The following is a 26,572-nucleotide window of genomic DNA, read 5'->3' as shown; positions in this document are numbered from 1 at the left end:
TGGATTCATGGGTTTTTACTTGTCACCATTCAGGAAAGACCCTTACATCATCTGCTAAATTCTTCGATTGAAGCAACACTTTGAAATGTTCACTAAATCCCCCAGGAACGATTAGCCCCCGGATTGCCCGATTACGCTTTGCCGTTTTCGAGAATGGATCAGTTCCTTGATGGTCCTTCAATTCCTCTAGTATCCCTGCTTTAAGCAAGAATTCATTTTGAAGAAAAAGCCCTCGATTGGAAAGATCCTTTCTTTTTCCAATCTCGATTAATGTGTCAAAATGGATATGTGTCGTCAGATCCATCTCACCAGGATACATAAGTGCATCTTTAATCATTTGATGCCTATGATAGCCCCTCAAGCTCCCTTGAAGATGAGCTGGCTCCTTCCATTCCCTATCGGTATAGCCATAATCAATTGTAAGGAGAATACCCGATTCGATACAGGAAACGATCTTCTCATATTCACGGATCATGTTTAGCGGAACTTCGTATCGTTGTTTTTCATTTAAGGTGATTTTTCGTTCAGTAAGGTAAGAAAGAATGTCAGGGTTGTCCAAAGGTTCTCTCTCTTCTATCAAATCGCCTTCCTTTTCAGTGACGAATACCTCTACCAAGGCTCCCTTATACTTTTCAATGACATACACAGGCAACGCGTCGAAAAGTTCGTTTGAAAAGACGATTCCTTTTACATTCGTCCATTTTTCTAAACTGGCAGCAGAAACTGCCTGTTTGAATATCCCTAAACGTTCGTGCTGAACCTTTCTATGAAATGGACTGCCATCCACAAGAATATAAGTCAAAGAGTCCCATATCTGCGGTTCCGTTTCTTTTATGTAAACGAGGATGTCATACGCCAGTTTACCGTCCCCTGCGCCGACCTCGATGATTCTTGGTGAAACTCCGCATCTTTTTATCAAATATACGAACCATCTCGCCAGTGATCTCCCAAATGCATCCCCAACATTGCCGGACGTATAAAAATCCCCTCTTGGGCCAATCTTCTCTTTTGCGCGTGCATAGTAGCCTATATTTGGAGTATATAAAACAGCATCCATATAGTCATTATAGGAGATTCTTTTTTGAGGGCTTCCTGCAATCAATTCCTTTAAATGATTTTTCAACACAATAGCCTCCGTCTCCATGATTTTCCACCTAACATAGTAAATAAGTTTTTTTAACGACATTCATATATGAAAACAAATTTAAAGTTCACAAAATGTTCAAATTTTTATCTCGCAGTTATAACAGTGCATCCACTAAATGAATTTAATAATAGGCATCTTACTTCACAGGAGGTTCAAAAACATTGGGGTAGACCCTGTTTTTTTATATTCAGTATAGTTCCGGATTTGAACCATTTCAATATTTTTACATAATTAAGAACTTAAAAAACAGGTGCCATTGCGGCACCTGTATAAGTAATTATCTCAAAAAGGGATTAGTATTCTTTTCATCCAGAATCGTCGTGACAGGGCCATGACCTGGAAAAACGATAGCATCATCAGAAAGTGTCAGCAGCTTCGTTTCAATGCTATTTAAGAGCACTGACTCGCTTCCGCCTATTAAATCGGTTCTGCCAACGCTTCCTTGGAACAAGACGTCCCCAGAAAAGAGGAGACGTTCGTCCTTCACATAATACGAAACGCTCCCTGGTGAGTGTCCAGGGGTTTCGAATACTTCGAAAGTGAATCCTCCAATCGTAAGCTCTTGCTCATTTGCCAAGATGTGATCGGCAGGCTTCATTCGCATTGGATTTTCAGGGAACCAGTTTTGAGAACCATTCAATGCTGGGTCAAGTAGCCACTTGGCCTCTTTTTCATGAATATATGCAGGGATTCCATAATGATCCCGAATAGCATCCAGAGCACCGATATGGTCAAAATGTGCATGTGTCAATAAAATCGCTAAAGGCTTTAAATTTTTTGTTTGTATGTACTGTATAATTTTCTGTGGCTCTTCACCCGGATCGAAAATGATGCAATCCTGTCCATCTGAAACTACATAACAATTCGTTTGCAGCGGGCCTAGAGGAATTTGTGTCCATTTCATTTCCATCAACTCCATTATGATTTTCTATCCTTATCTTACACTAATTAAGCTGCTAATGTTAATTCAGTTTTCTCATGTCATAGAAGTGTCACCTATTAAACCTCGACAAATAATTGAAAAAATATTAAGATATTAACAAATGCAATCTTTTCTACATATTTTTGGTAGTTGCCTTATTCTCTGGGTATATTATTAGGGATTAGGTATTCATTATGAAAAAAGGGGGTTTTGACATGATATTAATGGTTGTTTTCGGACTTGTGGCTATATTAGGAGTAGCAGCTGTGTTTACCTCATTAAAAAAGAGAAACTTCTTAGGATTCATTTTTGCAGCCGGCAGTGCGGTCGTGTTTGGCTGGTTCACTGTCATGACTGTCATCAACAGCGGTTTTCCTGTTGCCCATTGAAGAAAAAAGCTCGCCAACCGGCGAGCTTTTGTTTTAGGTTATCATGTTTGTTTGAACAATCTTTGTATTTGATGGGTTTTCATATCAATGATTTTCTCAAATTGATATCCATATAAGCAGAAGTTGCCATCAAGCGAACAGCTTAATGGTTCATTTTCCATGTCCTTCATCAATTCTTCTTGTGTGCCTTTTTCCCAATTTAATTTAGTTAAGGTAAACCTTCCCTCATATTGGTCCGCATCTTTTGATTCATTAGGAATAAACGTTATGAATTCCTTGTTTTTTTCAATGAAATCATAGGATGGAATGACCCAATCTGAAAAGCTTTTCAATAGTGGCACGGAAAAAGAGTGGATCGGCTTGTTTGTTGGATCATAAAATGCATATGTACCCCGATCTTGTTTTTCTGTCTCCACTTGAATCGTCATCAGCGCTTGCTTCATTTTTTTAAAGTGAATGACATCGAGCATAAGGCTGTCTGCCCCATCCCCATGCAGCGCTTTTCTTTCTAGGGGAGCCGTCAAAGCAGGTTCTTCTTTGTCCCAATCCAAAAACATCAAGTCATTTTCACTTGCCCATTGAGCAAAGGGCTGTGGAAAGTCCAGGGTTTCCATAGTTTGTTCATCTGGATTCAATACATAACTGCTGTATGTCCAATCTTCATAAAAACTCGATACAAACAACCGGCCATCTATAAATGAATTCCACTCATAAGCTAATTCATAGGCTGGGATTGCCACGGAATACAGTGGATTCCCCGTTTTATCGAGTATTGTGATTGATGCTTTATCCGAAGAGGTAAAGGACGACAACAAAATATGCGTACCAGACGGACTGATCGATACTTCAGAAAACGCTAAAGCCGGCTGATAGAAAACGGAAGTTTCATTCGTTTCCAAATTCCATTCCATCAACTGGGATAATTCATTACCATCCCGCTTCACAGAATATAAAATGGTTTTCGAATCCAGCCATCCAAAAATGGCTTCGATTTTTTCCGTTTCTGCGGTCGGGACCTTTAAATTGCTTACTGAAGTTTCCTGGTTAGATTGGGAGTGTTCTTTTTCCGTATCATTTACGGGTTTACTAAGGTCCTTGGAAGGCTCACAAGCCGAGCTAAGAAGGATAGTGGAGATAAATAATGGGACGAAACACAACATCTTACAAATGGAAAGCCGCATACAAAGTGCTGCTTTGGATACTTTAATCTCCACACACCTCCCACTTCAAAACTAAAACGCCTGGCATATGTGAGCGAGACATTAGAAAGAGAGTAAGGATTAACCAATCGAATCCTTACCCTTTTTCATTATAAAGTAAAAAAGAGAAAATGTGGCGGATAATGATCTTATATTTTTTTGGAAGTATATTCATTAGGGGGATGCATCACATATATAGGCCTGCCATCAAAATCTTGACGGAATCTTCATATATACCAGGCAAATGGGATAGCGGAAGCGGATTGATGCCCTTTCCCAGTTCGATTGTGAATCCCCCGCGTTTGAATTCCTGAATGAACCAATCTTTATACCCAGCATGGCTGTCAACGTATTTTACGGCCCGATATCCGCTGCGCTCCTCAAACTCCCTCGCAACATTCGCTGCCTGTTCAGGTTCATGTCCCTCATATCCCCAATAGAATTCTTTTCCCTGGGTGTGAAGTGCAAGCACTCGTTCAAAATTCCGTCTTACTGCCAGCTCCTTCATGGCCAATGCTTCTGGTTCTGATAACGCGGTTTCTCCTGGAAAATCCCTCGGTGCAGGGGCTTTTGGAATCTTTCTGCGCTTTTCAACCTCCCAGTTAGCAGGATATTGGTTATTCAGGTCTACACCGCGGATATTGGCTTTCCAAGCATAAAAAGCAGGATTGCCATTATTTATTTTTAAAACATCAACCTTCCCCTCTGCCGCCTCCTCCCCCTTTAGGACAAGGTCGACTCCATCCGGATTCACCATTGGAACGATCGATATGGACATATCCCGGTAGTACGGCATACAATCCATTCCGCAAAGTGTACGATCATTCGTTACTGCCAGTAGAAAATCATTCAGCCATTTCATCAGAACCGAAGTAGTGATCCATTCATTAGCGTGGAATGAACCGTTATAATGTATGATCTTTTCACCTTGACCGATTCTTACCTCAAGGAGTTCTTTTCCCAACACACTCTTTCCGACCGACTCAACCTTAATAAAGGGGTAATGACAAGATAGAACATCAAGATCGTCAAGAAGTGATTGATATTCGTAGGGCTTGTCGGTGACAATCACGGGATTCATCACCCGGACGGGTACGGAAAAAGGCTTTTGTCCATCTTGATTCATTAATACTATCCCATCGATTGGCAGGTGATATTGTAAAGCGATTTCGGCAAAATCGATATCTAACCGGGATTCTTGCTGAACAATGTATCCAGGTATCTGTACTTCGATGCCATTTGGCAAAACTCCGCCAGTAATGGCCGGATTGGCATCCTCAATCAAAACCCGGGGAATTTGGAACAATTGACTGTAATATGCCAAATCATCCCCGCTTCTGCTCACAACTTTCATTCAGCATCCGCCCCTTTCATTGTTTTATCTTTATGAAGGAAAAAACAGAAAGATGTTCAGGAAGTCTCTTGTTTCATAATTGTAAGGAATACCGATTTCCCTGAAAAAGCGAAAAAACCTGGATTGCGCCAGGTTTCAGTAGACAAACTCGATGAAAATCAACTACAGTTTTTTTAGGTTTTGTGCAATTTGAACGTCGATTTCCTCTTCAGGCACTCGCTTTCCGCGGGCGGTCCGCCCTCGGCGCCTTTGCGCCTGCGGGGTCTCCCTGGACACGTTTTTCCCGCAGGAGTCTCGCACCTTACGTTCCAATCAACTTTGTTTTAACTTTTAGATAGAACACTTTTGTCTACAGTCTTTTTTGTATAGTATTAAAACTTGAGGTGACTAAAAAAACTTTCAAAACATGATTCTATTCAGCGATATCGGCTTGAAATGATTACTTTAGATATTTGAACCATCCAAACGATTTTTTAGCCGGCACGCTTGTAACACCAGGTATGATAGTAATTTCCTAAAGGTCTATAGTGGAAAAGTTGATTGGAAGAGTTGAAACCCGAAGCTGTAGCCGAAGATGCCTTATAAAACACCTGTGATTACGAGATACTTATTATCGTGAGTATCAACACCGAAACATAATTGCGCAACAAGTTCTTTTTTGAGCACAATGTACGGAAAGAAAAGATCCTCAAAAGTAGTGATACGTCCTAAATTGGCAAGAATAAGTGGAAGAATCACGAGAGGTCAACTGTTTCTCTATACCTGCTTCAATTCCAATAAAGAATCAAAAGGAAACCTGGATTGCGCCAGGTTTCCTTTTTCAAGGCAGCTCATAAAATCGGAGCAAATCCCCGTAAATGATTTTGTCGGAGTAATCAAGCTCCTGCTTTGCCTTTTCCAAATACTTCTCGCATGAATCCTTTGCAGTCGCCGCCCCGGTGTTTTTTTCATAGCAGGTATCCATCGTATAGAGGTAATCCTTCGTGATGAAACTGCTATCGCGCAAAACGGTGAATTCTAATTTCTCTTCTGAAAATAGATCTTTGCCGAATTCAATATAATCATCATTTTCAATTCCCAATAAATGAAGGAGAGTCGGCCTTACATCAATTTGGCCGGAAACGGTGGAAATCGTTTTTCCCTTCTGCCCGGGGACATGTATGATGAGCGGGACACGCTGAAGCTGGATCGATTCGAAAGGCGTAATTTCCTTCCCAAGGAACTGGCTCATGGCAGCGTTGTGATTTTCAGAAATTCCATAATGGTCTCCGTATAGAACAATGATGGAATCCTCATATAATCCATTACGTTTCAAATCGCCAATAAACTGCTCCAAGGATTCGTCGGTATAACGTACGGTCGGAAAATACTGATTCAATGTTTTGGAATTAGAATCGTAAGGTTCCAATGTCCGGTCTTCTTCATTCAAAGTGAATGGAAAATGATTGGTTAACGTTATGAACTTGGCATAAAAAGGCTCAGGCATCCTCTTCAAGTGAGAAATTGATTGTTTGAAGAACGATTTATCATTCAAACCCCAATTGATGGAATTCCCTTCAGACACTTTGTATTCATCACTATCATAAAACCGTTGGTACCCAAGAGAATCGTACATTATGTCACGATTCCAAAAGCTTTTATTATTGGCATGCAAGGAAGCCGTATAGTAACCTTTTTCCGTTAAGATTTCAGGTGTGGCTTTGTATTCATTTTGGGCATGAGTGAAAAATACTGCACCTCTACCTAAAGGATAGAGGGAATTCTCAATAATGAATTCTGAATCGGATGTTTTCCCCTGGCCGGTTTGGTGATAAAAGTTATTGAAATAATAGCTATCTTTAATGAATTGGTTCAGAAAAGGAGTGATTTCTTCCCCGTTAACAGTTTTATTGATGACAAAGCTTTGAGTGGATTCCAATGATATAAGAATCACATTTTTGCCTTTTGCCAGACCATAAAGTTCATCATTAACTTCTTTTTGATTGGCACGGACATAATTTTCAATTTCCGACAATTCACTGCCATCAGCAAGTGCACGTTGAGCTGATGATTTCGTCTGTAATATTGCATCATAGAGGTGATAATGGTACGTACCGATATTCTTAACGAGGATTTCGCGGTCAAACGTTCTTGTCAGGAGTTCAGGACGCGCCGCTTCCGCTAAAGCTAAGTTAAAAAATGTCACTCCTAAAGCCATTAACAAAAAGAATTTACGGTCCTGGGGATTGTATCGACTTTCATGGAATGTTTTTGGTTTGTATTTCAGCAGAAGCATCAAGAACAGAATATCGGCAAAATACAATAGATCACTCGGATTGATCAATTCATGTACACTGCTTCCAAGGTCGTTCATATTGCTCGTTTGAAAAAGAACGGGAATGGTTAAAAAATCATTGAAAAAGCGAAAAAAAACAAGATTGGCAAAGAGGACGAAGGTGATGAAAAAACTCATGATCAATAAGTATGCAGTCCGTCTATTTTCTTTTAAAAATAGATTCACGCCAAGTGTAAGTAAAAGGAAACTGACAGGATTGATGAATAGTATGAACTCCTGGATCCAATTATCAATATCTATCTCAAAACTTGTTTTATAGGCGATATATGTTTTAAGCCAAAGTGAAATCAATACGACCCAAAACAATGAATATCCCTGTTTTTTGAAGACCCTTTTCAATCTGGTCCCTCCTCATCGAAAAAGCGCTGGATCTGCGATCCAGAGCCTCAATAATGGGTCATGTTTCTCCCCCTCAAAAAGGGGGAACTATCTTTGAAGATTCCATCTCTTTTTCTTATAACCCAGATTGCCAGAGGACAGTATGGGATCACGTATTCATTTGGCTTTTAATGAGCCAGGCTGCACCTATTACCCCTGCATCATTGCCTAGAGTGGCCAGGCTGATTTTCGTTGATTTACTAACCCGTTTGAATGCATACTTTCCGAATGCAGAACGGACAGTATCAAGCAAAATGTCTCCCGCTTGTGAAACGCCGCCGCCAATGACGATTTTATCTGGATTCATGACATTCCCAACATGTGATAGTGCCAGCCCCAAGTAATTGCCTACCTTATCCACCACAGCTTTGGACAAGGGATCACCTGCTGCGGCGCATTGGAATAACAGTTTGGAAGTAACCGTATTCCCCTCTTCTACTTTTTGCTGAAGCAATGACTTTTCATCGGCGGCATTCAAGGCTTCTAAAGCCATACGGACGATTCCCGTTGCCGAAGCAACCGTTTCCAAACAACCAGTCTTGCCGCAATTGCATGGTGCCCCTCCGTCCGTTACGACCGTTATATGGCCTACTTCCCCAGCAGCTCCACTGGTACCATGGACGATTTGGCCATTATGGATGATTCCGCCTCCTACACCCGTTCCCAAAGTGACACAAACGAGGTCTTTGGCTCCATTACCGGCACCTTTCCACATTTCTCCCAAAGCTGCCATATTGGCATCATTATCGATCACAGCTGGAAGAGCTGTCTCCACCTCCAATAAATCTTTTAAAGGATAGTCCTTCCAGCCAAGATTGACGGCTTCATATATGGAACCGTTAACAAATTTCACAGGACCGGGAGCACCCATCCCTATCCCTACTATCTTACTCTTCGGTTCATTAAGTTCCACGAGCTTCGCATCAATTGCTTTGGCTATGTTAATCGTGATGTATTTTCCCTTTTCGGAGATGTCCGTGCTGATTTCCCACTTATGAATGATCTCGCCGTATAAATTGATTAAAGCCAGTTTGGTAGTTGTACCGCCTAAATCCACACCCATCAGCCACTTTTCCATCATTCTCACCTTTTTTATCAATTTTTTTCTGTTTTTCCCTTTCAAGAGACAATTGCTGCCTGATTAAAAGAATCGCCATTTGATAATCTTTCGTATCCATCATCTGCATACGGTGGAGTTCCCTTATTTCGGTCTCCATCAGTTCAAGCTCGGCTAAGCGATCGCCAATATAGATAAATGTACCAAATCTTTTCAAGTATTGTTGAAGATCATAATATGTTTTCATAGTAAACCTCTTTACTCTTTTCTTTAGGAAAGTATATCGAATCAGCACCTCTGTAACAAGCGCCCATTTCCTCTTTTGATAATTTCCCCATCCCCCTCATACATGTCCAACTGTATTCATATGATGAAATATCAAGAATGTGGACTCCTTTGATTTGATTTAACAGCTTAATGTTTTTAAACCATTCATCACGCGTGAAAACGGAGGGGAAAAATGAAAGTACAATTGAAGTATACCGTCTTTTTGGTTTTAACCACCATTTTTGTCATCCTTTATTTATCAAATCATAAACGGACAGAGGAAACCATCATTTTTTTTCCCATCGATTCCTCGCTCCATTTTGAACATGCTTCCACCAACCTGACACCTAAAGGTACCGGGGATTCCACCTATACCATCACTTGGAGGGTGGATTCTACGTTGGACCAGCCTGCTTACTTGCGTCAGGACGTATCGCTTTTATACAAAAATGGAAAATTGGCAGGGGCTTTAAAAAATTGGCGCCAAAATAAACAAGAACTCTCTCAAAAAGCGAAATATAAAGAATCCGAGAGTGGGCGTTATGAAGCTGTAACGTTTCATTATGCCGAGGTTCATCCAAGTGACACCATTTTCACCAGTGCCCAGCAGCTCAGTAAAGATAAACTCTATACAGTAACGACACCGGTTTTTCAATTTTTCCACCGCCCCCTGTCAGAAGAACAGATTCAGTGGAAAAAAACGCTGGACGGCTTGACAGATCAAACGGTTCGAAATGGTTTGGAGAAAGCCGGGCAATCCTTTCAGGTTAATCTTGATCAGTACAAAATCATTTCTTTAACAGATCTGCCTTCAAAGAAAAACCAATGGCTTGCTGCCTTCCCCCAATTCAAACGGGAAGAAATTGTGGGAAAACTATGGGAAGGACTATACAAAAATTATGTGTTGGGAGTAAAAAAGGAGGATGGCTCCACTGTGAGTCCACAAGGTAGCACCATCCCCCAATTGCTTATGGCGAAGAATCAAAGGGAAATACTTGTCTTGTTTACCCTGAAAGACGATACTCCAATCATGCTGCGTCAAGAGTTATAGTTGCTTTTCGATTTCTTCCAGTAGTTTAGTGTATGACTTATTATCCGGGGCAAGCTCAATAGCCTTATCAGCTTGCTCTTTAGCTTGATCGAATGATTCGAGATTCATGTAGACCAAGGCAAGATTGTAATGGGCTTCATGCAAATCCGGATTACTTTCAATCGCCTTTTCATAATAACCCTTTGCTTTGTATATGTCCTTTTTATCAAAAGATAAATTTCCGAGCATAAAGAGCGATAGCGGTGCATCAGGATTTGACTCCACATATTTGAATAGCATCTCTTCCGCCTTATCCTCTTCATCATCATCAATATACTTTTGGGCCAGCATTGCCATGGTATTATCATCGATAGCTGCACTTTCCTGATGATTGAATCCAAATTGCAGCAGGGAATAGGTCAGTATTACCGTCCCGACCAGAAAAGCCAGCTGCCGAAAGATATTCTTGGATTTTGGCAGATGGACCACTCCAGCAGCCAAGAACCCTCCGATCAAACCTCCGATATGCCCTGCATTGTCAATTCCCGAAACGGTGAAACCATATATTAAGTTAATGATGATCAACACGATCACCGATGAGCCCATCGAGCGCATGAATAATTTCGGATAGACGATGCCAAAGTACAGAAGTGCCCCAAAACAGCCAAAAATGGCTCCGCTCGCTCCTGCGGAAAGGTTCGGGGTCATGATGAAGCTGCCAAGGGTTCCAGCGAAACCAGCGAATATATAGATGAAAAGGAACCTGGCATTACCGTAAATCCTTTCAACTTCAGCACCAATCAAATACAGCGAAAATGTATTCATCAGTAAATGAATGAACCCAATATGGACGATCATCGGTGTAAAGAACCGCCACCATTCCCCTTGGATGATATAAGGGGAAAATTTAGCGCCAAACTCAATCAAAGTCTTGGAATTGGTGCTGCCCCCATTAAACTCCATCAAGATGAACACTGCTATTTGTACCGCCATGAATATATATGTAAAGAATGGCTTATTGGCATTTTGAAATACCTTCTGTTCGGCCTTAGCCTTTTTGACTGACTCCGAGATGGCATTCTTCTTTACTTCAAGAACCTTTTCCTCATCTATTTCATTTTCCTCAAGAACTTGAATTGAAAGTGGTTTTTTCAAAACATGTTCAAGGTTTTGCAACGAATCATGAAAGTTCTCACAAGTTAGAAGGAACGTGTTGACATTCGTTTTTTTAAAGGAGGCCACCCGTGAACTAAAGTCATGATCATCGACCGGGGCGAATTTACTAACATAGATACTTAATATGTTTATGGGCTTTTTGTATAATTTCCTTCTGATTCTTTCCCCATTCTGCAATGTTCGCTCGATATCGCGTTTCAGCCAATTAGCCCAATCCAAATCATGCCGGATGAGTCTTATGACTGGAAACTCCTTATTCTTATCGCTCTCAAGCCAAATCTCCTGATGGTTTTCCGTGACTGTGATCATTCGATAATCGTAATGGGCAGACAACTCCCTTATGGTTTCCCAAAAAAAATAATCCTCTTTAAATCCCAATGCCTTCCCCACTTTCCAATAAAACTTAAGCTACTAAAATTCCTGTTCTTTAATTAAAACTATAGACGAAATCATGTAAAAAGTAAAAAAGGAGACTGTTTTCCCGCTCCTAAAAAATAAAAAAGGAACCCCTGTTCAGGTTCCCTTTTCAAGATGCCGGCATCCTCATTTGGTCTGAGTGAACATGCTTTGCATCATTTTATCCCTGAACATTGGCATATCCAAGGATTTAGTCACTAGAAATCTTCTCAGTATGCCGTTGGACAGCGCAACATTTATCAGGCGGTACCGGTTTTTGTAACCTGCATAAACAGCTAAACCAACCAAGAAGATCTGAATAATTAATCGAAGCATAACAATCCCTCCTATCAATAGTGTGATACAGGATAGGATTTTTATGAGCTAAAAGTGATAATTAATGAACTTCTTCTTAATGGGCGTACGTGCGTATAACCTTGGATGGGGTAATGAGTTTGCCCACCGCTAGATCATGTACCTCTATCGGGAGTTCATCCATTAATTGAAGCTCGTATGTAAGGGCCAATGTATCTCCTCGGTAATTAGATAGGAAACGGTCATAATAACCCCCTCCAAAGCCTAGGCGATACCCTTCCTTGGTAAAAGCAAGGCCGGGTACGATCAATGCGTCCAATTCCTCTTTGCTGGCCTTGGCTGTTTCAGCCACTGGTTCCAGCAATCCGTAATAAACGGACTCGAGCTGATTGAAGGACGAAATTTTTTTGAATTCCATTGTCTTTTTTTCGGGATCACATTTTGGTACAGCCACTACTTTTCCTTCGCTCCATGCTTGTTCGATGATCCGTACCGTTGGGACTTCAGGCGGAATGGAGATGGTGATGCCAATGGTATCAGCATTTTTCCATTCTTCCAATGCAAATAAGTTTTCAGCGATTCTGTTGGATAGTTCTTCATGTTCCTCTTTAGTCAGCTCCATTAAACGGGACCTAACTTCTTGACGGAGCTTATTCTTGTTTTCTCTCATCTCTTCCGACTCCTTTATTCTACTTCTATCATTATCTCATAATATTTGTCCATTTACGAAAATACGGTGTCGGAAATCGCCGAATCATTGGTGCATTCTGGTGAAAATATTCACTAAAGGAAAGAGAGAAAAAAAGGACTTAAAAAAATGCATAAAAAAAACAACAGGAAAAATCCTGTTGCTTACTTTGTTTCACGGTGAGTCGTGCTGCGTTTTTCTCTTGAGCAGTATTTTTTAAGCTCAAGACGGTCTGGATTGTTACGTTTATTTTTTTTAGAAATATAGTTACGGTCTCCACATTCAGTGCAAGCTAATGTAATATTTACGCGCATTGTGTATTTCCCTCCAAACATATTGACATTTTCACATAGGACTTTTCTATAATATCATTATTCAATGCGAATTGCTAGTATGTTTTTCGGGAAATCCAACATAACTTTTTCGTATTCTTAATTGTTTACGTTTTGCATCGTCAGGAGGAGTTGATTATTTATAACTTTCGCTTCTTCTTTCGTTTCGGCATGAATGACCCAAGCCACAGCTTCCACACATTCTTTCGGTAAGATTTCCGTTTCTAGCGTAAACACACTGGTAACTTCCCCTTTAGCTAGCGGTGAATAAGCCAGGAGACCTTCTTTCAAAGATTTGAAGCATCCTTCTTGATAAAGGCTTCCCTTACCTTGGATGCAATATTGAGAGATGCTTTTTCCTTTCACCAATCCACCCAATAAGGCAATCGATTGAGGGGCTACATGTAAAATGGCCCGTTCATTCGGGCTGTAAAAAGCCACCGCCTGCCTTTCGAAAGCGTTTTCATAGTGAAAAAACACTTTTGGGCGCTTGGTCTCGAATGAGGTATTCCTGATCGTGAACTTCGAAAAGGTCACCTGCCCTTGGGTATACGTCTGTGAAAGTGTCCGGATCTCTCCATTAGGATGACTCATCATATCCTCCTCAGGATACCAATCAAAACTCTCATCCATCCATAATCCAGCCTTTAATCCCTTACGTAATAATTCCTGGTTATCCTGTGGCATATACGCGAATAGCGAATTCATATAATCATCCCTTCCCCTTCTTTTATCTTTATATTACTTATCGTTAGGCGCTGACAGTGAAACTATCCACTTTAAATTCTGCACACCGTTTTCTTATAGGATCATTGATTTTTAATAATTCAAAATATTTCGTTTTTTCGATTTATTCTATCTTTATGTTAGCACTGAATTGGCTGATGGACAATAAACACATTTTGTCGAATTTTATGTACGTTATCTTTCAAAGGTTTTTTTCCCATTTTCATGCCTAATTTTTTTCCATCAACGACGGTCACATCGCTTTTCGACAATATTTGAAAAAAAACAGACAATAAATGAAGTTTACTGCCTACTTCCGAAAATATAAAAATATGAAAATCCCCAATTTTTTTCGAATATGTGTAAACTATAAGTATATTGTCGAAAATTAACTTCTGAGGTGAAAACATGGAAACACTTATCGTCCTTCTTTTTTCATTAGCGATCGTCCTTCTCATCATTTCCTTTTTCGGTAAAGATAAAGTTGCCAAATTAGAAGAAGATTTAGAACAGATGACACTAACGTATATGCAGGATATCTACCAATTAAAGAAGAAGGTGAAGATTCTTGAAGAGGAATTCGTTATCCAGGATGACCCTGTTCCCTCTGTAAAGGATCAATCAACTGTCACTCCCAATGATATCGAACCCATACATGAGATTCTAAAAAGCCAGGTTCTATCTTTATATAGTCAAGGTCTCACTTTCGACCAGATCGCTAGACAATCCTCGTTAACGAAGGAACAAACCATTTCAGTGATCGAGCAGCAAAGATTGCGGGGTGAATGAACATGAATAAAGCAAGACTGCAAGATCTTTCCGCCGGCATCATTTTTACAACAACAATCTTTGCTGCCTTTTATTATGGCACCGGAAAGTTCGAAGGCACCACTCCCACTGCGGAGGAAGCTAAGGAATTGCTCGTAAAGAAGGGACTCGTCGTTACACTTCCTACCGAGGAAGCTAAAAAGACCGCCCAACCGAAGGATCCGGATAAGGTTTTAATGGAGAAGGAAGCTTCAACCTATACAATTAAAGTGAAAACGAATATGACCACTGCCGAGATTGCCGATCTCCTTTCCAAGGAAAAAATCATCGATGATGATGCTGAATTTGAAGCTTACATGAATGACCGGGATTTCTCGAAAAAAATACAAATCGGCGAGTTTGTCGTTACGAATAATATGACATATAGACAATTGGCCAATACATTGACACATTAATGAATAAGAGAGACTTTTAAATGGACTATGTCCGAGAAAAAGCCTCTCTTTTTTCAAATAGAATGGGGTCATTCATTCCTGCTGATATATCTTCCTCTTACAAGGAAGTAAATATTCTCTGCGATATTCGTTGTATGGTCCGCTGTCCTTTCCAAATATCGAGCAATTAGGGAAAGCTGCGTAACCTGCTGAAGGTTTTTTTCATCTGAAAGGCGTAGGAGACTTCGAATCATTTCTCCATAAAAGCGATCAACCTCATCATCCATTTCAATGATTTCTCTTGAAAGAACAACATCTTCCTTCTCAAATGCTTCTATTGAAAGTCGAATCATCTTTAATGTAATATCATGCATCTGCTTTAATGGTGTTAAAGGCAGAATAAATGGCTGGTCACCGATTCGGATCGCCGATTTGGCGATATTCACACCAAAGTCTGCCATCCTTTCAATATCCGAGGCGATTTTTATGGCAGCAATGATACGCCTCAAATCAATCGCAACCGGCTGTTGCTTAGCAATCAGTAAAATCGCAAAGTCATTTATTTCCTCTTCCAGTAAATCAGCTATTGTATCATCATCAATAACTTCAAGAGCCTCATCTACATTATTATTTTCCAGTGCGGCATATGATTTTGATATGGCACCTGAAGCTAAATTAGCCAACTTCACGATTTTCTCTTGCAGCTCTTTCAATTGAAGCTCGAAATTTTCACGAACGATCATTATCGCATCTCCTTTTCTCTTAACCGAAACGTCCGGTAATGTAATCTTCTGTTCTTTTATCATTCGGATTAGAGAAGATGGTATTTGTATCAGAATATTCGATGACTTCCCCATTTAAGAAGAAAGCTGTTCTATCAGAGATACGTGCTGCCTGCTGCATGTTATGGGTAACGATGATGATGCTGAAATCCTTTTTCAGTTCCTGGACCAATTCTTCTATTTTCAACGTGGATATCGGATCAAGGGCAGAAGTAGGTTCATCCATTAGAATGACATCTGGTTCGATTGCCAAACATCTGGCAATACAAAGACGCTGTTGCTGTCCACCTGAAAGTCCATATGCATTTTCATGCAGACGGTCTTTCACTTCATCCCAAATCGCTGCCCCTTTTAAACTCTTTTCGACAATCTCATCAAGAATTTTTTTATTTTTAATTCCATGGATCTTTGGTCCATATACAACATTTTCATAAATGGATTTAGGAAAGGGATTAGGCTTTTGGAAGACCATCCCCACCTGTGTCCTTAAATCTTCCACCTTATAGGACTGATCAAGGATATTCCTGTTCCTATATTTAATCTGTCCTGTCGTTTTCACATCCGGGACTAGTTCTATCATTCGGTTCAATGTTTTAATGTAGGTGGATTTCCCACATCCTGAAGGCCCAATGATGGCCGTCACTTCATTTTGGTGCATATCCAGATTAATATTTTTCAAAGCATGGTTTTCTCCATACCATAAATTAAGATTGGATGTTTCATACACCTTTTCCGTCAAGGCAGCTGATCCGACATTATCGATTTCGATAGCCGGTGACTCTTTTTCTCTCGTTAAGGTCATATTCATGCTTCCTTCCTCCTATCAGTATCTTTTCTGGAATTTATTTCGAATTATAACGGCTATTGAATTCATGAATATTAACAGGATGAGTAAAACGATGATTCCCGCGGCAGCAACCTGCTGGAATTCCTCCTGCGGACGAGATGTCCAATTATAGATTTGCATTGGCAGCACTGTAAATGTATCCATGACCGTTTGAGGTAAAAAGGCGATGAACATTGGTATGCCAACCACCACCAATGGCGCCGTTTCACCGATTGCCCGTGACAAAGCAAGTATTCCTCCAGTTAAAATGCCAGGTATCGCAGCAGGCAGGACCACTTTCAAAATGGTTTGCCACTTTGTTGCACCCATTCCAAACGAAGCTTCCCTTAAATCACGAGGTACGGCACGTATGGCCTCCTGTGCAGCGACTATGATGACCGGGAGAACGAGCAGGCTCATGGTCAGGCCCGCTGCCAATATGGACCGGTCCAAGGCAAGAGCACGAACGAAAACCGTTAAGCCCAGTAGTCCAAATACAATTGACGGGACACCTGCCAGATTGGAAATATTCACTTTGATAAAAGTGGTGATCCAATTCTTCCTCGCATATTCCTCTAAATAAATGGCCGTTCCAACACCGAGCAGCAGGGAAACCGGGGCCACCACTACCATCAACCATATTGAACCGATCAGCGCTGCCTTTATACCAGCCTCTTCAGGTTTCCTAGAAGCGAAATTCTGAAGGAAATCCCCATTCAGACTACCAATTCCTTGAGTGAATATCCGATAAAATAAGATGGCCAATACGAGGAGGCCAACCAATGTTGCCAAGAAGAATAATCCTTTACAAATCGTGTTAACAGCAAGCCTAGCAGGCATTTTTTTTGCAACATGACTTTTGTTTATCAGTTTCATGACTTAATATTCCTCCCTGAACTTGCGAGAGATGAACTGCGCCAGTAAATTCATGACAAGCGTAAAGACGAACAGTGTCATTCCAACCGCATATATGCTGTAGTAAATCGTTGTCCCATACCCTGCATCCCCCGAACTGACCTGAACGATATAAGCGGTCATCGTTTGAATCGATGAAGTGACATCCATGCTCATATTTGGGGTCGAGCCACCGGCAACACTCACAATCATGGTTTCCCCGATCGCTCTGGATAAAGCAAGAACGATAGATGCCACAATTCCAGAAATGGCTGCTGGCAATACAACTTTAATGGTCGTTTCAAGTTTCGTTGCTCCTAAAGCATACGCACCTTCGCGAATCGACTTCGGCACTGATACCAGGGCATCTTCCGACAAAGAAGCTATCATCGGCATGATCATGATACCTACGACGATTCCAGGACTCAGGGCATTGAACATGTCAAGGGAAGGAAATAAATCCCGCAAAACCGGTGTTACAAAAGTTAAGGCAAAAAAGCCATAAACGATAGTAGGAATCCCAGCTAAAACTTCTAAAATCGGCTTGATGATTCTCCGTGTTTTCTCTGATGCATATTCACTCAAGAAAATGGCTGTTGCAAGTCCTACTGGAACTGCAACCACCGCTGCTATGACTGTTATCTTCAACGTTCCAACAATAAGGGGCATAATCCCATAGGAAGGTGCAGTTGCAAATGGCAGCCATTTAGCTTCCGTAAAAAATTCGACGATGGATACTCTGTCAAAAAAGATGAATGTTTCAAATATAAGGGTCAGGATGATCCCGATTGTAGTAAAAACGGAAATTGCCGCCGTAAGGAACAAAAGCTTAGGCATGACTTTTTCCATATTGATTTTTTTCTTACTTTTCTTTTCCAGAATCATTTGCTGTACAGAATAGGTTTCTGTTTTTCTAAGTTCCAACTTGCATCCTCCATTTCAGACACGCAATATTTGGATTTACAAGCTGTTACCCCCGCCTTAATCGAGTCAAGGCGGGATTTCAATAGCCTGTAATATCGTTTATTTTTCCAATTCTTTTAATTTATCAAGATCTTTCTGGTACTCTTCTTCCGGCAGGCTGATATAACCCACTTCTTCTGCAAGCTCTCCTGCATTTTCAATGACGAATTGAGTATAATCTGCAACTTGTTCTTTTTCAGCTACCGACTTATTAGCTACATATGTGTAAAGTGGACGTGACAATGGTGCATACTCCCCGCTTTTAATCGTTTCATGCGTTGGCTCTACAGCACCTTTGCCGTTGTCGATGGAAATGATCTTTAACTTATCTTTATTTTCAGAGTAGTAGGCATAACCGAAGAATCCAATCGCATTTTTATCACCTTCTACACCTTGTACAAGAACGTTATCGTCTTCTGAAAGCGTAGCATTTTCCACCATTGGTTTTTCTTCAAGGATCACTTCATTGAAATAATCATATGTTCCTGAATCTGTTCCCGGAGAGTAGAATTTAATTTCTTCGTTCGGCCATTCAGGACGAATATCAGACCATTTCTTCACCTTTCCATTATCAATCCACAGTTTTTGAAGTTCTTCAACTGTTAGTGAATCGATGAAATCATTATCTTTATTGGCGACGATTGAAATACCGTCAAATGCCAGTTTCAATTCTGTATATTTAACACCTTTTTCATCAAGTAAGGCACTTTCTTCTTCTTTCACCGGGCGGGATGCATTGGCTAGGTCCGTATCACCAGCGATGAATTTCTTGAATCCCCCACCTGTTCCTGATGATCCCACTGAAACCTTCACATCAGGCTGTGTAGCCATATATTCTTCTGCAACTGCCTCCATGATCGGAAAGACCGTTGAAGAACCATCCGTAATAACTTCGCCCTTGAGTTGATCTGAAGCCGCTTCATTTCCTTTACCGCTGTTTGAAGTATCATTAGATCCACATCCAGCTGCCACTGCGATTACTCCACCCATTACTGCGGTCATAGCCATAAATTTGAAACGTCTCATTTGTAAATCCCCCTAAGAATTTTATATGAATATTTTGTCCTACTCTCACATCATACTTTCAGACTGTAAATTCCGTTTAAAGCATTTGTAAATATTCAGTAAATAATTGTGTGCTTATTGTAAAGATGTAAGAACAGTGCTGATCCGTTCTTAAAATGCAAAAAAAACACGTTTCCGGTTTTACCCAAAAACGTGTTTTTAACCTTTTATTATTCATTTTCCTGGCTTTTTCTAACTTCAGCCTGGTCCTTTTGAACGTCTTTACCATTCTCCACCTTCAAATCAGTAGAGGTTTCGGTATTTTCCTTCTTAGCCCGTTCTTTTTTCAGTTCGAAATAGGTATCCATGATTTCTTCACCTATTTCTTTACTCATGCTATGGCCCGTATGTCCTTGATATGCCCACGGGACAACGACCGCAAAAGCGACCTCTGGATTTTTAGCTGGGGCATAGCCAACAAGCGTGATGTTCATCGTTTCTTGGGGCTCGCTATAATTCATCCGGTTCGGGCCGTCATAGAATGCTTCCGCCGTCCCGGTTTTAGCTGCCACTGTATACGATTTTTTCCCAAAATAGGTATAGGCCGTTCCGCCTTGTTCCATCGCAACTTTCTCGAAACCGCTCTGAACACGTTCAATCCACTCTTCCTTCATATCAAGACGATTAAGGACAGTCGGTGAAACGTCTTCGGCAACAGGTCCCAATTCCTCATTATTATCAACCGGATCGCGGATTTCCTTAACCATATGCGGCTTCATGCGGTTACCGCCATTTGCAATCGCTGAAACATATTGCACGAGCTGCATTGGTGTGTACGTATCATACTGTCCGATAGCAAGGTCAAGCAGCTTACCTGGAGATACTTCGGAACCTTTGAATCCGCTCATTTCATTAGGAAGATCAATTCCCGTGCGAACACCCAAGCCAAACTGGGCAAATGAATTCCTCATAGTTGAAAACGCGCCTGAACTAATGTTCAAAGGTTCATTCGGTACATAATGCGCACCCGCAATATTAATGGCCGTTCTGAACATATAAACGTTCGAAGATACTTTCAATGCGGTCAAATCATTTATGTTTCCGAAGTCACTATATGAACCTTTGGGCGGTGTACCTTTGATTCTCAACTTCGTATCGTAAAAGTACGTACCCGGCTGGATCGCACCTTGCTGATAACCGGTTAAAACGGTAGCGCCTTTAACCGCAGACCCCATCGTATAGGAAGTTGTGATATTTCCTAATGCGAAGTCCTCAATGGTGGATTTCCCCGTTTTTGGGTCCTTCTCATATTTCTTACCGGCCATCGTCAACACTTCCCCTGTATCGGGATCCATCATGACGACAAAGGCCCTGTCCAAGAATTTGGTGTTACCCATTTTTTTCTTGGCAATCAATTGCTTTTCAATAATTTCCTCAGTAGCAAGCTGTAAATCCATATCAACTGTCAATATAAGATCTTTTCCTCGCGAACCTTCAGAAATCACTTCAGAATCGACGACATTTCCTGATTTATCGGTCACATTCCTTACTTTCGCTTTCTGCCCTTGAAGGATATCTTCGTATTGCGCCTCAATATAACTCTTACCTACACGGTCATTCCGGCTGTAATCACGTGCGAGGTAGTAGTCCAGGCTTTCACTAGGCAACCCTTCTTCAGAAGAAGAAACTTTACCCAATACAGATTTAAGTGTTTTATTATATGTATAAAAACGATCCCAATCTGTAGAAATATCGACCCCTGGGAGCGAATCAAGGTTTTCACTCACCTTGGCGAATTCTTCTTTTGTTACTTTCTTGTTTTTCACAATTTGCGGGGTAAGGGCATATCCGCTTGCAAATTCCCTATAGATGGCAAGAACTTCAAGATCCTTTTCCGAAAGCTTTGTTTCTTCTTCAGTAATCCGATCAATCTGAAGCTTATACAAATCACTTTCTTCCATCTCGCCCTCTTCCACTTTTTTGCGCTCTTTATCGGTAATCTTTTTCTCGGCCAGCTTCGGATTCTTCAAAATCCAAAAATCCTTTTTATCGCGTTCAGTCACCTTATCTGTTTCCTTTTCGATCAACTTCGCGAGTTTCTCAGCCGTTTCCACCATTTCTGTTTGTTTCGTACCTTGCTTTCGTGTATATGTAATTGCATCCAGTGGTTGGTTATCGACCATAAGTTTTAAATTACGGTCATACATTTTCCCACGGGGTACCGAATTATTCACGGTCACTTCCTCTGTTCTTTCAATCTCACGCCGGTAATCATCACCATAAACAATCTGTACAACACCCAAGCGTAAAATTAAAGCGGAAAACAAAACAAACACTAAAAAGAAAAGAATATTCAATCTGAAAGGCACATGCGTCTTTTTCTTTTTCTTTTTATTCACACTAAGCCACACATCCTTTTTACATAGTCATAATAGATCCTATACTATTCTATAGAACATTTGTCTTTTTTTCTACCTTAGTGTTCTAGAAATATTAAACATCTACGAACTTTACATAAAAAGTGACTTACGGCTCATAAATCCTACAACCGTAAGTCATGTAGATTGAAAAGAGGCCTCTAAGGCCTCTTTTCAATCTTGGTCAATGATATCGATTTTCCGTACAAACCAATATATCACGGTATGCCCTGCCCCGACGATCAACAGATAAATCGGCAGTAATTGCTTTAGGTCGAATAACATGACGGAAAGTATGAATCCTGATATGGATACAATCCTTCCAATATGAACGAACAATTCCCGGACAACGATATATTCAATCCTCATTTCTGCTGCTTTCCAAGCCCGGCCTATAATATCATAGGTCAGTGATATATAAGGGACCAAAAGAATAGGATAAGCGGTTGCGACAATTGCCCCATAAATGAGAAGCTTCCCGAATGTGATATCAAATGCAATCAATAAGACCCCTGCATACAACAGGATTCCTCCAATAAGTATCGCCTTTTTGCGCATCGGCTGTTTTATATATCGTGAAGCAAAAAAATACGCAACGAATGATATGGCCGAATTTAACAGACCATAGCTCCCTAAGGCAAGTTCACTATCCGTCTGAATGAAAACGGTAATCGAAATGATGAACATGAATGTGCCCTCTCGTATCCCTTGAAAAAAGTGAGCACGAGTGATCAAGCGCCAATTCCGATTATTTTTCCGTTCCTGCAATATCCTAAAGAAGCAATACCTGCCATGAGCCGGACGTCTTTTTAACGAAAAGCTAAGAAAAACCGCAACGGAAAACAATAGCAAAGACAATCCGAATACAATGGAATATCCCGTGAATTTCTCAAGCCTCGAAATGATGAACCCTGAAAGAATCGGACCGACCATTCCCCCAATGGATGATAAAATCCCTAAAAATCCATTGAAGAAATCCCTGGTTTCCGGTTCAGTTATTTCAAAAGTCAAGACATTATAGGCAAGCCAATAAAACCCATAACCGATTCCTAACAGCCCACCAAGCAACCAAAGGAAATCCGTTGCCCGTGTGCCGACCAATAGGACCGATAAATAAAACAGGGCCAAAAAGATAACACCCAGACGCAAAACAATGATTCGGTCAACCTTTTTCGCGAGCCTGCCGGCAAAGACAAAAGTAAGCGGTTGAAAAAGCACCACGGTTAGATTATATACGGCAATATCAACAATTTGACCGGATTGTTTCCACAAGTACACATTAACGAATGTATTGGATAAAGCAATACTTAGGCTGTACAGCCCGCCAATAAACAAAAGGAGGTGCAAATCCTTCTTCCCGCCCGCTTCACCCAACCATCTCTCTAAAATACCCATTGTTTTAACTCTCCTTTAAATTCCACTCTAGTGTTTGAAAAAACAAAAGAATTTATGTAAAAAAAGGTAAAGAAAACTCTTCGATTGGCGAGCCAGGTGGCGATGACAGAGAAGTAGTTGCCCTTATACTGTTTTCCTTAAAGCTCTTCCTATTAAATCACGAACAGTATAAAGAAAACTCTGCGACTGGCGAGCCAGGATGGCGATGACTGAGACGTAGTTGCCCTTATACTGTTTTCCTTAAAGCTCTTCCTATTAAATCACGAACAGTATAAAGAAAACTCTGCGACTGGCGAGCCAGGATGGCGATGACTGAGACGTAGTTGCCCTTATACTGTTTTCCTTAAAGCTCTTCCTATTAAATCACGAACAGTATAAAGAAAACTCTGCGACTGGCGAGCCAGGATGGCGATGACTGAGACGTAGTTGCCCTTATACTGTTTTCCTTAAAGCTCTTCCTATTAAATCACGAACAGTATAAAGAAAACTCTGCGACTGGCGAGCCAGGATGGCGATGACTGAGACGTAGTTGCCCTTATACTGTTTTCCTTAAAGCTCTTCCTATTAAATCACGAACAGTATAAAGAAAACTCTGCGACTGGCGAGCCAGGATGGCGATGACTGAGACGTAGTTGCCCTTATACTGTTTTCCTTAAAGCTCTTCCTATTAAATCACGAACAGTATAAAGAAAACTCTGCGACTGGCGAGCCAGGATGGCGATGACTGAGACGTAGTTGCCCTTATACTGTTTTCCTTAAAGCTCTTCCTATTAAATCACGAACAGTATAAAGAAAACTCTGCGACTGGCGAGCCAGGATGGCGATGACTGAGACGTAGTTGCCCTTATACTGTTTTCCTTAAAGCTCTTCCTATTAAATCACGAACAGTATAAAGAAAACTCTGCGACTGGCGAGCCAGGATGGCGATGACTGAGACGTAGTTGCCCTTATACTGTTTTCCTTAAAGCTCTTCCTATTAAATCACGAACAGTATAAAGAAAACTCTGCGACTGGCGAGCCAGGATGGCGATGACTGAGACGTAGTTGCCCTTATACTGTTTTCCTTAAAGCTCTTCCTATTAAATCACGAACAGTATAAAGAAAACTCTGCGACTGGCGAGCCAGGATGGCGATGACTGAGAAGTAGTTGCCCTTATACTGTTTCCCTTAAAAGCTCTCTCAAATAAAATCAAGAACAGTATAAAGAACACTCTTCGATTGGCGAGCCAGGTGGCGATGACAGAGAAGTAGTTGCCCTTATACTGTTTTCCTTAAAGCTCTTCCTATTAAATCAAGAACAGTATAAAGAAAACTCTTCGACTGGCGAGCCAGGATGGCGACGACAGAGAAGGAGTTGCACTTATACTGTTTTCCTTAAAGCGCTTCCTATTAAATCAAGAACAGTATAAAGAAAACTCTTCGCCTGGCGAGCCAGGATGGCGATGACAGAGAAGTAGTTGCCCTTATACTGTTTTCCTTAAAGCTCTTCCTATTAAATCAAGAACAGGATAAAGAAAACTCTTCGACTGGCGAGCCAGGATGGCGACGACAGAGAAGGAGTTGCACTTATACTGTTTTCCTTAAAGCGCTTCCTATTAAATCAAGAACAGTATAAAGAAAACTCTTCGCCTGGCGAGCCAGGATGGCGATGACAGAGAAGTAGTTGCCCTTATACTGTTTTCCTTAAAGCTCTTCCTATTAAAGCAAGAACAGTATAAAGAAAACTCTTCGACTGGCGAGCCAGGATGGCGATGACAGAGAAGTAGTTGCACTTATACTGTTTTCCTTAAAAGCTCTCTCAAATAAAATCAAGAACAGTATAAAGAAAACTCTTCGATTGGCGAGCCAGGATGGCGACGACAGAGAAGTAGTTGCCCTTATACTGTTTCCCTTAAAATCTTTTCCCTTTAAATCAAAAACAGTATAAAGAACACTCTTCGATTGGCCAGCCAGGATGGCGACGACAGAGAAGTAGTTGCCCTTATACTGTTTCCCTTAAAATCTTTTCCCTTTAAATCAAAAACAGTATAAAGAAAACTCTTCGATTGGCGAGCCAAGATGGCGATGACAGAGAAGTAGTTGCCCTTATACTGTTTTCCTTAAAAGCTTTTCCCTTTAAATCAAGAACAGTATAAAGAAAACTCTTCGATTGGCGAGCCAAGATGGCGCTGACAGAGAAGTAGTTGCCCTTATACTGTTTTCCTTAAAAGCTTTTCCCTTTAAATCAAGAACAGTATAAAGAACACTCTTCGACTGGGAGACGAAGGGGATGTTCATGAATTTGGGGTGTTCACTCGTGAATTCGGACTTTTACTCGTGTATTTCGAGTTTTCACTCATGAATTGGGGGGGTTACTCGTGAATCGATGCTTTTATTCGTGAATTTTGAGCTTTTACTCGTGAGTTTTGGGCATTTACTCGTGAATTTCGGGCTTTTACTCGTGAGTTTTGGGCATTTACTCGTGAGTTTTGAGCTTTTATTCGTGAATTTGAAGATTTTACTCGTGAATTTATGCGTTCTCGTAAATTCGGAGCTTTTACTTGTGAATTTCTTTCATTTCTTTTGGGAGAAACAAGCAATACGAGATGCCTTTTAATATTCCGGTTCGGTTGAAACCAAAAAAAGACGGGATTCCTTTTGTAAAAGGAATCCCGTCTTTTTTAATTACAAATTATTTTGCAGCGCTGTAACGTTTTGCAACTTCATCCCAGTTTACAACATTCCAGAAAGAATTGATGTATTCAGGACGGCGGTTTTGGTAGTTTAAGTAGTAAGCATGCTCCCAAACGTCCAATCCAAGTAGCGGTGTTTTACCTTCTGATAATGGATTGTCTTGGTTTGGTGTACTTGTTACTTCCAACTCGCCATTGTTGACTGCAAGCCAAGCCCAGCCAGATCCGAAACGAGTAGTAGCCGCTTTAGCGAACTCTTCTTTAAAGCTGTCAAAGCTTCCGAATTTTGAAGTGATGGCATCCGCTAATTCACCAGTTGGTTGTCCGCCGCCGTTAGGTGAAAGGATTTCCCAGAATAAAGTGTGGTTAGCGTGTCCGCCACCATTGTTGCGTACAGCTGTACGAACAGCTTCAGGTACTGCGTCAAGGTTAGCGACGATTTCTTCTACGCTTTTGCTTAGAAGTTCTTGGTTGCCTTCAAGCGCATTGTTCAGGTTTGTCACATATGTGTTGTGATGTTTAGTGTGGTGAATGTTCATCGTTTCTTTGTCGATGTGTGGTTCTAATGCATCATATGCATACGGTAATTGTGGAAGTTCAAAAGCCATAATAAAATTCCTCCCTATGTAAGCTGTTTTTTTGAGGGCTTCAGTTCTCGAAAGATACCTAAAGCTCGCTAGCAATAGAGTATCAAATTTTTGTAAC

General features: G+C 40.9%; 23 protein-coding genes and 1 pseudogene. 4 read left to right on the top strand and 20 right to left on the bottom strand.

Going from position 1 to position 26,572, the window contains the following annotated elements; all coding sequences use genetic code 11:
• Positions 1-22 precede the first annotated feature (22 nt).
• Together A6755_RS10530 and A6755_RS10525 are read right to left on the bottom strand one after the other, a co-directional pair.
• Positions 23-1,144, bottom strand: a complete 1,122-nt coding sequence (locus tag A6755_RS10530) for a class I SAM-dependent methyltransferase (RefSeq protein ID WP_174878707.1) — start codon at positions 1,142-1,144, stop codon at positions 23-25.
• A gap of 280 nt (positions 1,145-1,424) precedes the next feature.
• A complete protein-coding gene (locus A6755_RS10525) occupies positions 1,425-2,051 on the bottom strand; it encodes an MBL fold metallo-hydrolase (RefSeq protein ID WP_057278817.1) in 627 nt (208 codons plus the stop codon).
• Between the two features lie 233 nt (positions 2,052-2,284).
• Here A6755_RS10525 and A6755_RS25700 point away from each other — a divergent pair, with 233 nt between their 5' ends.
• The gene (locus A6755_RS25700; RefSeq protein ID WP_034308396.1) at positions 2,285-2,458 is read left to right on the top strand and encodes a DUF2759 domain-containing protein; all 174 of its coding nucleotides are present in this window, start codon (positions 2,285-2,287) and stop codon (positions 2,456-2,458) included.
• Positions 2,459-2,499: 41 nt separating this feature from the next.
• On the opposite strand, the gene A6755_RS10520 is transcribed toward A6755_RS25700, so the two are convergent.
• From A6755_RS10520 to A6755_RS25990, 5 genes and pseudogenes are all read right to left on the bottom strand, one after another.
• On the bottom strand, positions 2,500-3,672 hold the full coding sequence (locus tag A6755_RS10520) for a YqgU-like beta propeller domain-containing protein (protein WP_063590631.1): 1,173 nt from the start codon (positions 3,670-3,672) through the stop codon (positions 2,500-2,502).
• Between the two features lie 172 nt (positions 3,673-3,844).
• Positions 3,845-5,011, bottom strand: coding sequence for a M14 family metallopeptidase (locus A6755_RS10515; protein ID WP_063590630.1), 1,167 nt, complete (start codon positions 5,009-5,011; stop codon positions 3,845-3,847).
• An 820-nt stretch (positions 5,012-5,831) separates the two neighbouring features.
• Positions 5,832-7,685 carry an LTA synthase family protein gene (locus A6755_RS10510; RefSeq protein WP_063590629.1) on the bottom strand — a complete coding sequence of 618 codons (1,854 nt, stop codon included), beginning with the start codon at positions 7,683-7,685 and terminating at the stop codon, positions 5,832-5,834.
• 148 nt (positions 7,686-7,833) lie between these two features.
• Positions 7,834-8,805: an ROK family glucokinase gene (locus A6755_RS10505; RefSeq protein ID WP_063575677.1), complete on the bottom strand. Its 972-nt coding sequence runs from the start codon at positions 8,803-8,805 to the stop codon at positions 7,834-7,836.
• Positions 8,806-8,818: 13 nt separating this feature from the next.
• A pseudogene (locus A6755_RS25990) lies at positions 8,819-9,028 on the bottom strand (YqgQ family protein); the annotation flags it as partial.
• A gap of 213 nt (positions 9,029-9,241) precedes the next feature.
• On the opposite strand from A6755_RS25990, the gene A6755_RS10500 reads away from it, so the two are divergent.
• A complete protein-coding gene (locus A6755_RS10500; RefSeq protein ID WP_063590628.1) occupies positions 9,242-10,099 on the top strand; it encodes a hypothetical protein in 858 nt (285 codons plus the stop codon).
• Here A6755_RS10500 and A6755_RS10495 read toward each other — a convergent pair.
• From A6755_RS10495 to A6755_RS10480, 5 genes are all read right to left on the bottom strand, one after another.
• Positions 10,094-11,632 (bottom strand): rhomboid family intramembrane serine protease, encoded by a 1,539-nt coding sequence (locus A6755_RS10495; protein WP_063590627.1) that lies wholly within the window; start codon positions 11,630-11,632, stop codon positions 10,094-10,096. The two genes, A6755_RS10500 and A6755_RS10495, sit on opposite strands and share 6 nt — an antisense overlap.
• A gap of 165 nt (positions 11,633-11,797) precedes the next feature.
• A complete protein-coding gene (locus A6755_RS10490; protein ID WP_034308414.1) occupies positions 11,798-11,986 on the bottom strand; it encodes a hypothetical protein in 189 nt (62 codons plus the stop codon).
• Positions 11,987-12,062: 76 nt separating this feature from the next.
• The gene (locus tag A6755_RS10485; protein ID WP_063590626.1) at positions 12,063-12,635 is read right to left on the bottom strand and encodes a 5-formyltetrahydrofolate cyclo-ligase; all 573 of its coding nucleotides are present in this window, start codon (positions 12,633-12,635) and stop codon (positions 12,063-12,065) included.
• Between the two features lie 182 nt (positions 12,636-12,817).
• Positions 12,818-12,967: a 50S ribosomal protein L33 gene (rpmG, locus tag A6755_RS25985; RefSeq protein WP_028391797.1), complete on the bottom strand. Its 150-nt coding sequence runs from the start codon at positions 12,965-12,967 to the stop codon at positions 12,818-12,820.
• A 117-nt stretch (positions 12,968-13,084) separates the two neighbouring features.
• Positions 13,085-13,693: a hypothetical protein gene (locus A6755_RS10480; protein ID WP_063590625.1), complete on the bottom strand. Its 609-nt coding sequence runs from the start codon at positions 13,691-13,693 to the stop codon at positions 13,085-13,087.
• Between the two features lie 426 nt (positions 13,694-14,119).
• On the opposite strand from A6755_RS10480, the gene A6755_RS10470 reads away from it, so the two are divergent.
• Both A6755_RS10470 and A6755_RS10465 read left to right on the top strand, forming a co-directional pair.
• Positions 14,120-14,500 carry a hypothetical protein gene (locus tag A6755_RS10470; protein WP_063590623.1) on the top strand — a complete coding sequence of 127 codons (381 nt, stop codon included), beginning with the start codon at positions 14,120-14,122 and terminating at the stop codon, positions 14,498-14,500.
• A gap of 2 nt (positions 14,501-14,502) precedes the next feature.
• Positions 14,503-14,934 carry an endolytic transglycosylase MltG gene (locus A6755_RS10465; RefSeq protein WP_063590622.1) on the top strand — a complete coding sequence of 144 codons (432 nt, stop codon included), beginning with the start codon at positions 14,503-14,505 and terminating at the stop codon, positions 14,932-14,934.
• 68 nt (positions 14,935-15,002) lie between these two features.
• On the opposite strand, the gene phoU is transcribed toward A6755_RS10465, so the two are convergent.
• The 8 genes from phoU to sodA form a co-directional block, all read right to left on the bottom strand.
• Positions 15,003-15,656 carry a phosphate signaling complex protein PhoU gene (gene phoU, locus A6755_RS10460; RefSeq protein WP_034308425.1) on the bottom strand — a complete coding sequence of 218 codons (654 nt, stop codon included), beginning with the start codon at positions 15,654-15,656 and terminating at the stop codon, positions 15,003-15,005.
• 19 nt (positions 15,657-15,675) lie between these two features.
• Positions 15,676-16,497 (bottom strand): phosphate ABC transporter ATP-binding protein PstB, encoded by an 822-nt coding sequence (gene pstB / locus A6755_RS10455; RefSeq protein WP_048682195.1) that lies wholly within the window; start codon positions 16,495-16,497, stop codon positions 15,676-15,678.
• Between the two features lie 21 nt (positions 16,498-16,518).
• The gene (pstA, locus tag A6755_RS10450) at positions 16,519-17,397 is read right to left on the bottom strand and encodes a phosphate ABC transporter permease PstA (RefSeq protein WP_063590620.1); all 879 of its coding nucleotides are present in this window, start codon (positions 17,395-17,397) and stop codon (positions 16,519-16,521) included.
• Positions 17,398-17,400: 3 nt separating this feature from the next.
• A complete protein-coding gene (gene pstC, locus A6755_RS10445) occupies positions 17,401-18,300 on the bottom strand; it encodes a phosphate ABC transporter permease subunit PstC (protein ID WP_063592509.1) in 900 nt (299 codons plus the stop codon).
• A 138-nt stretch (positions 18,301-18,438) separates the two neighbouring features.
• Positions 18,439-19,404: a PstS family phosphate ABC transporter substrate-binding protein gene (locus A6755_RS10440; RefSeq protein WP_057278828.1), complete on the bottom strand. Its 966-nt coding sequence runs from the start codon at positions 19,402-19,404 to the stop codon at positions 18,439-18,441.
• 209 nt (positions 19,405-19,613) lie between these two features.
• The gene (locus tag A6755_RS10435) at positions 19,614-21,782 is read right to left on the bottom strand and encodes a peptidoglycan D,D-transpeptidase FtsI family protein (RefSeq protein ID WP_063590619.1); all 2,169 of its coding nucleotides are present in this window, start codon (positions 21,780-21,782) and stop codon (positions 19,614-19,616) included.
• Between the two features lie 192 nt (positions 21,783-21,974).
• The gene (locus A6755_RS10430; RefSeq protein ID WP_063590618.1) at positions 21,975-23,195 is read right to left on the bottom strand and encodes an MFS transporter; all 1,221 of its coding nucleotides are present in this window, start codon (positions 23,193-23,195) and stop codon (positions 21,975-21,977) included.
• A gap of 2,671 nt (positions 23,196-25,866) precedes the next feature.
• Positions 25,867-26,475, bottom strand: a complete 609-nt coding sequence (gene sodA, locus A6755_RS10420) for a superoxide dismutase SodA (RefSeq protein WP_034308436.1) — start codon at positions 26,473-26,475, stop codon at positions 25,867-25,869.
• Positions 26,476-26,572: the final 97 nt, after the last annotated feature.

Origin of the sequence: Peribacillus frigoritolerans, from assembly GCF_001636405.1 — a bacterium.
Classification (GTDB): Bacteria; Bacillota; Bacilli; order Bacillales; family DSM-1321; genus Peribacillus; species Peribacillus frigoritolerans.
The sequence above is the reverse complement of the archived record's forward strand: the minus strand, read 5'-3'. Positions and strand labels throughout refer to the sequence as shown.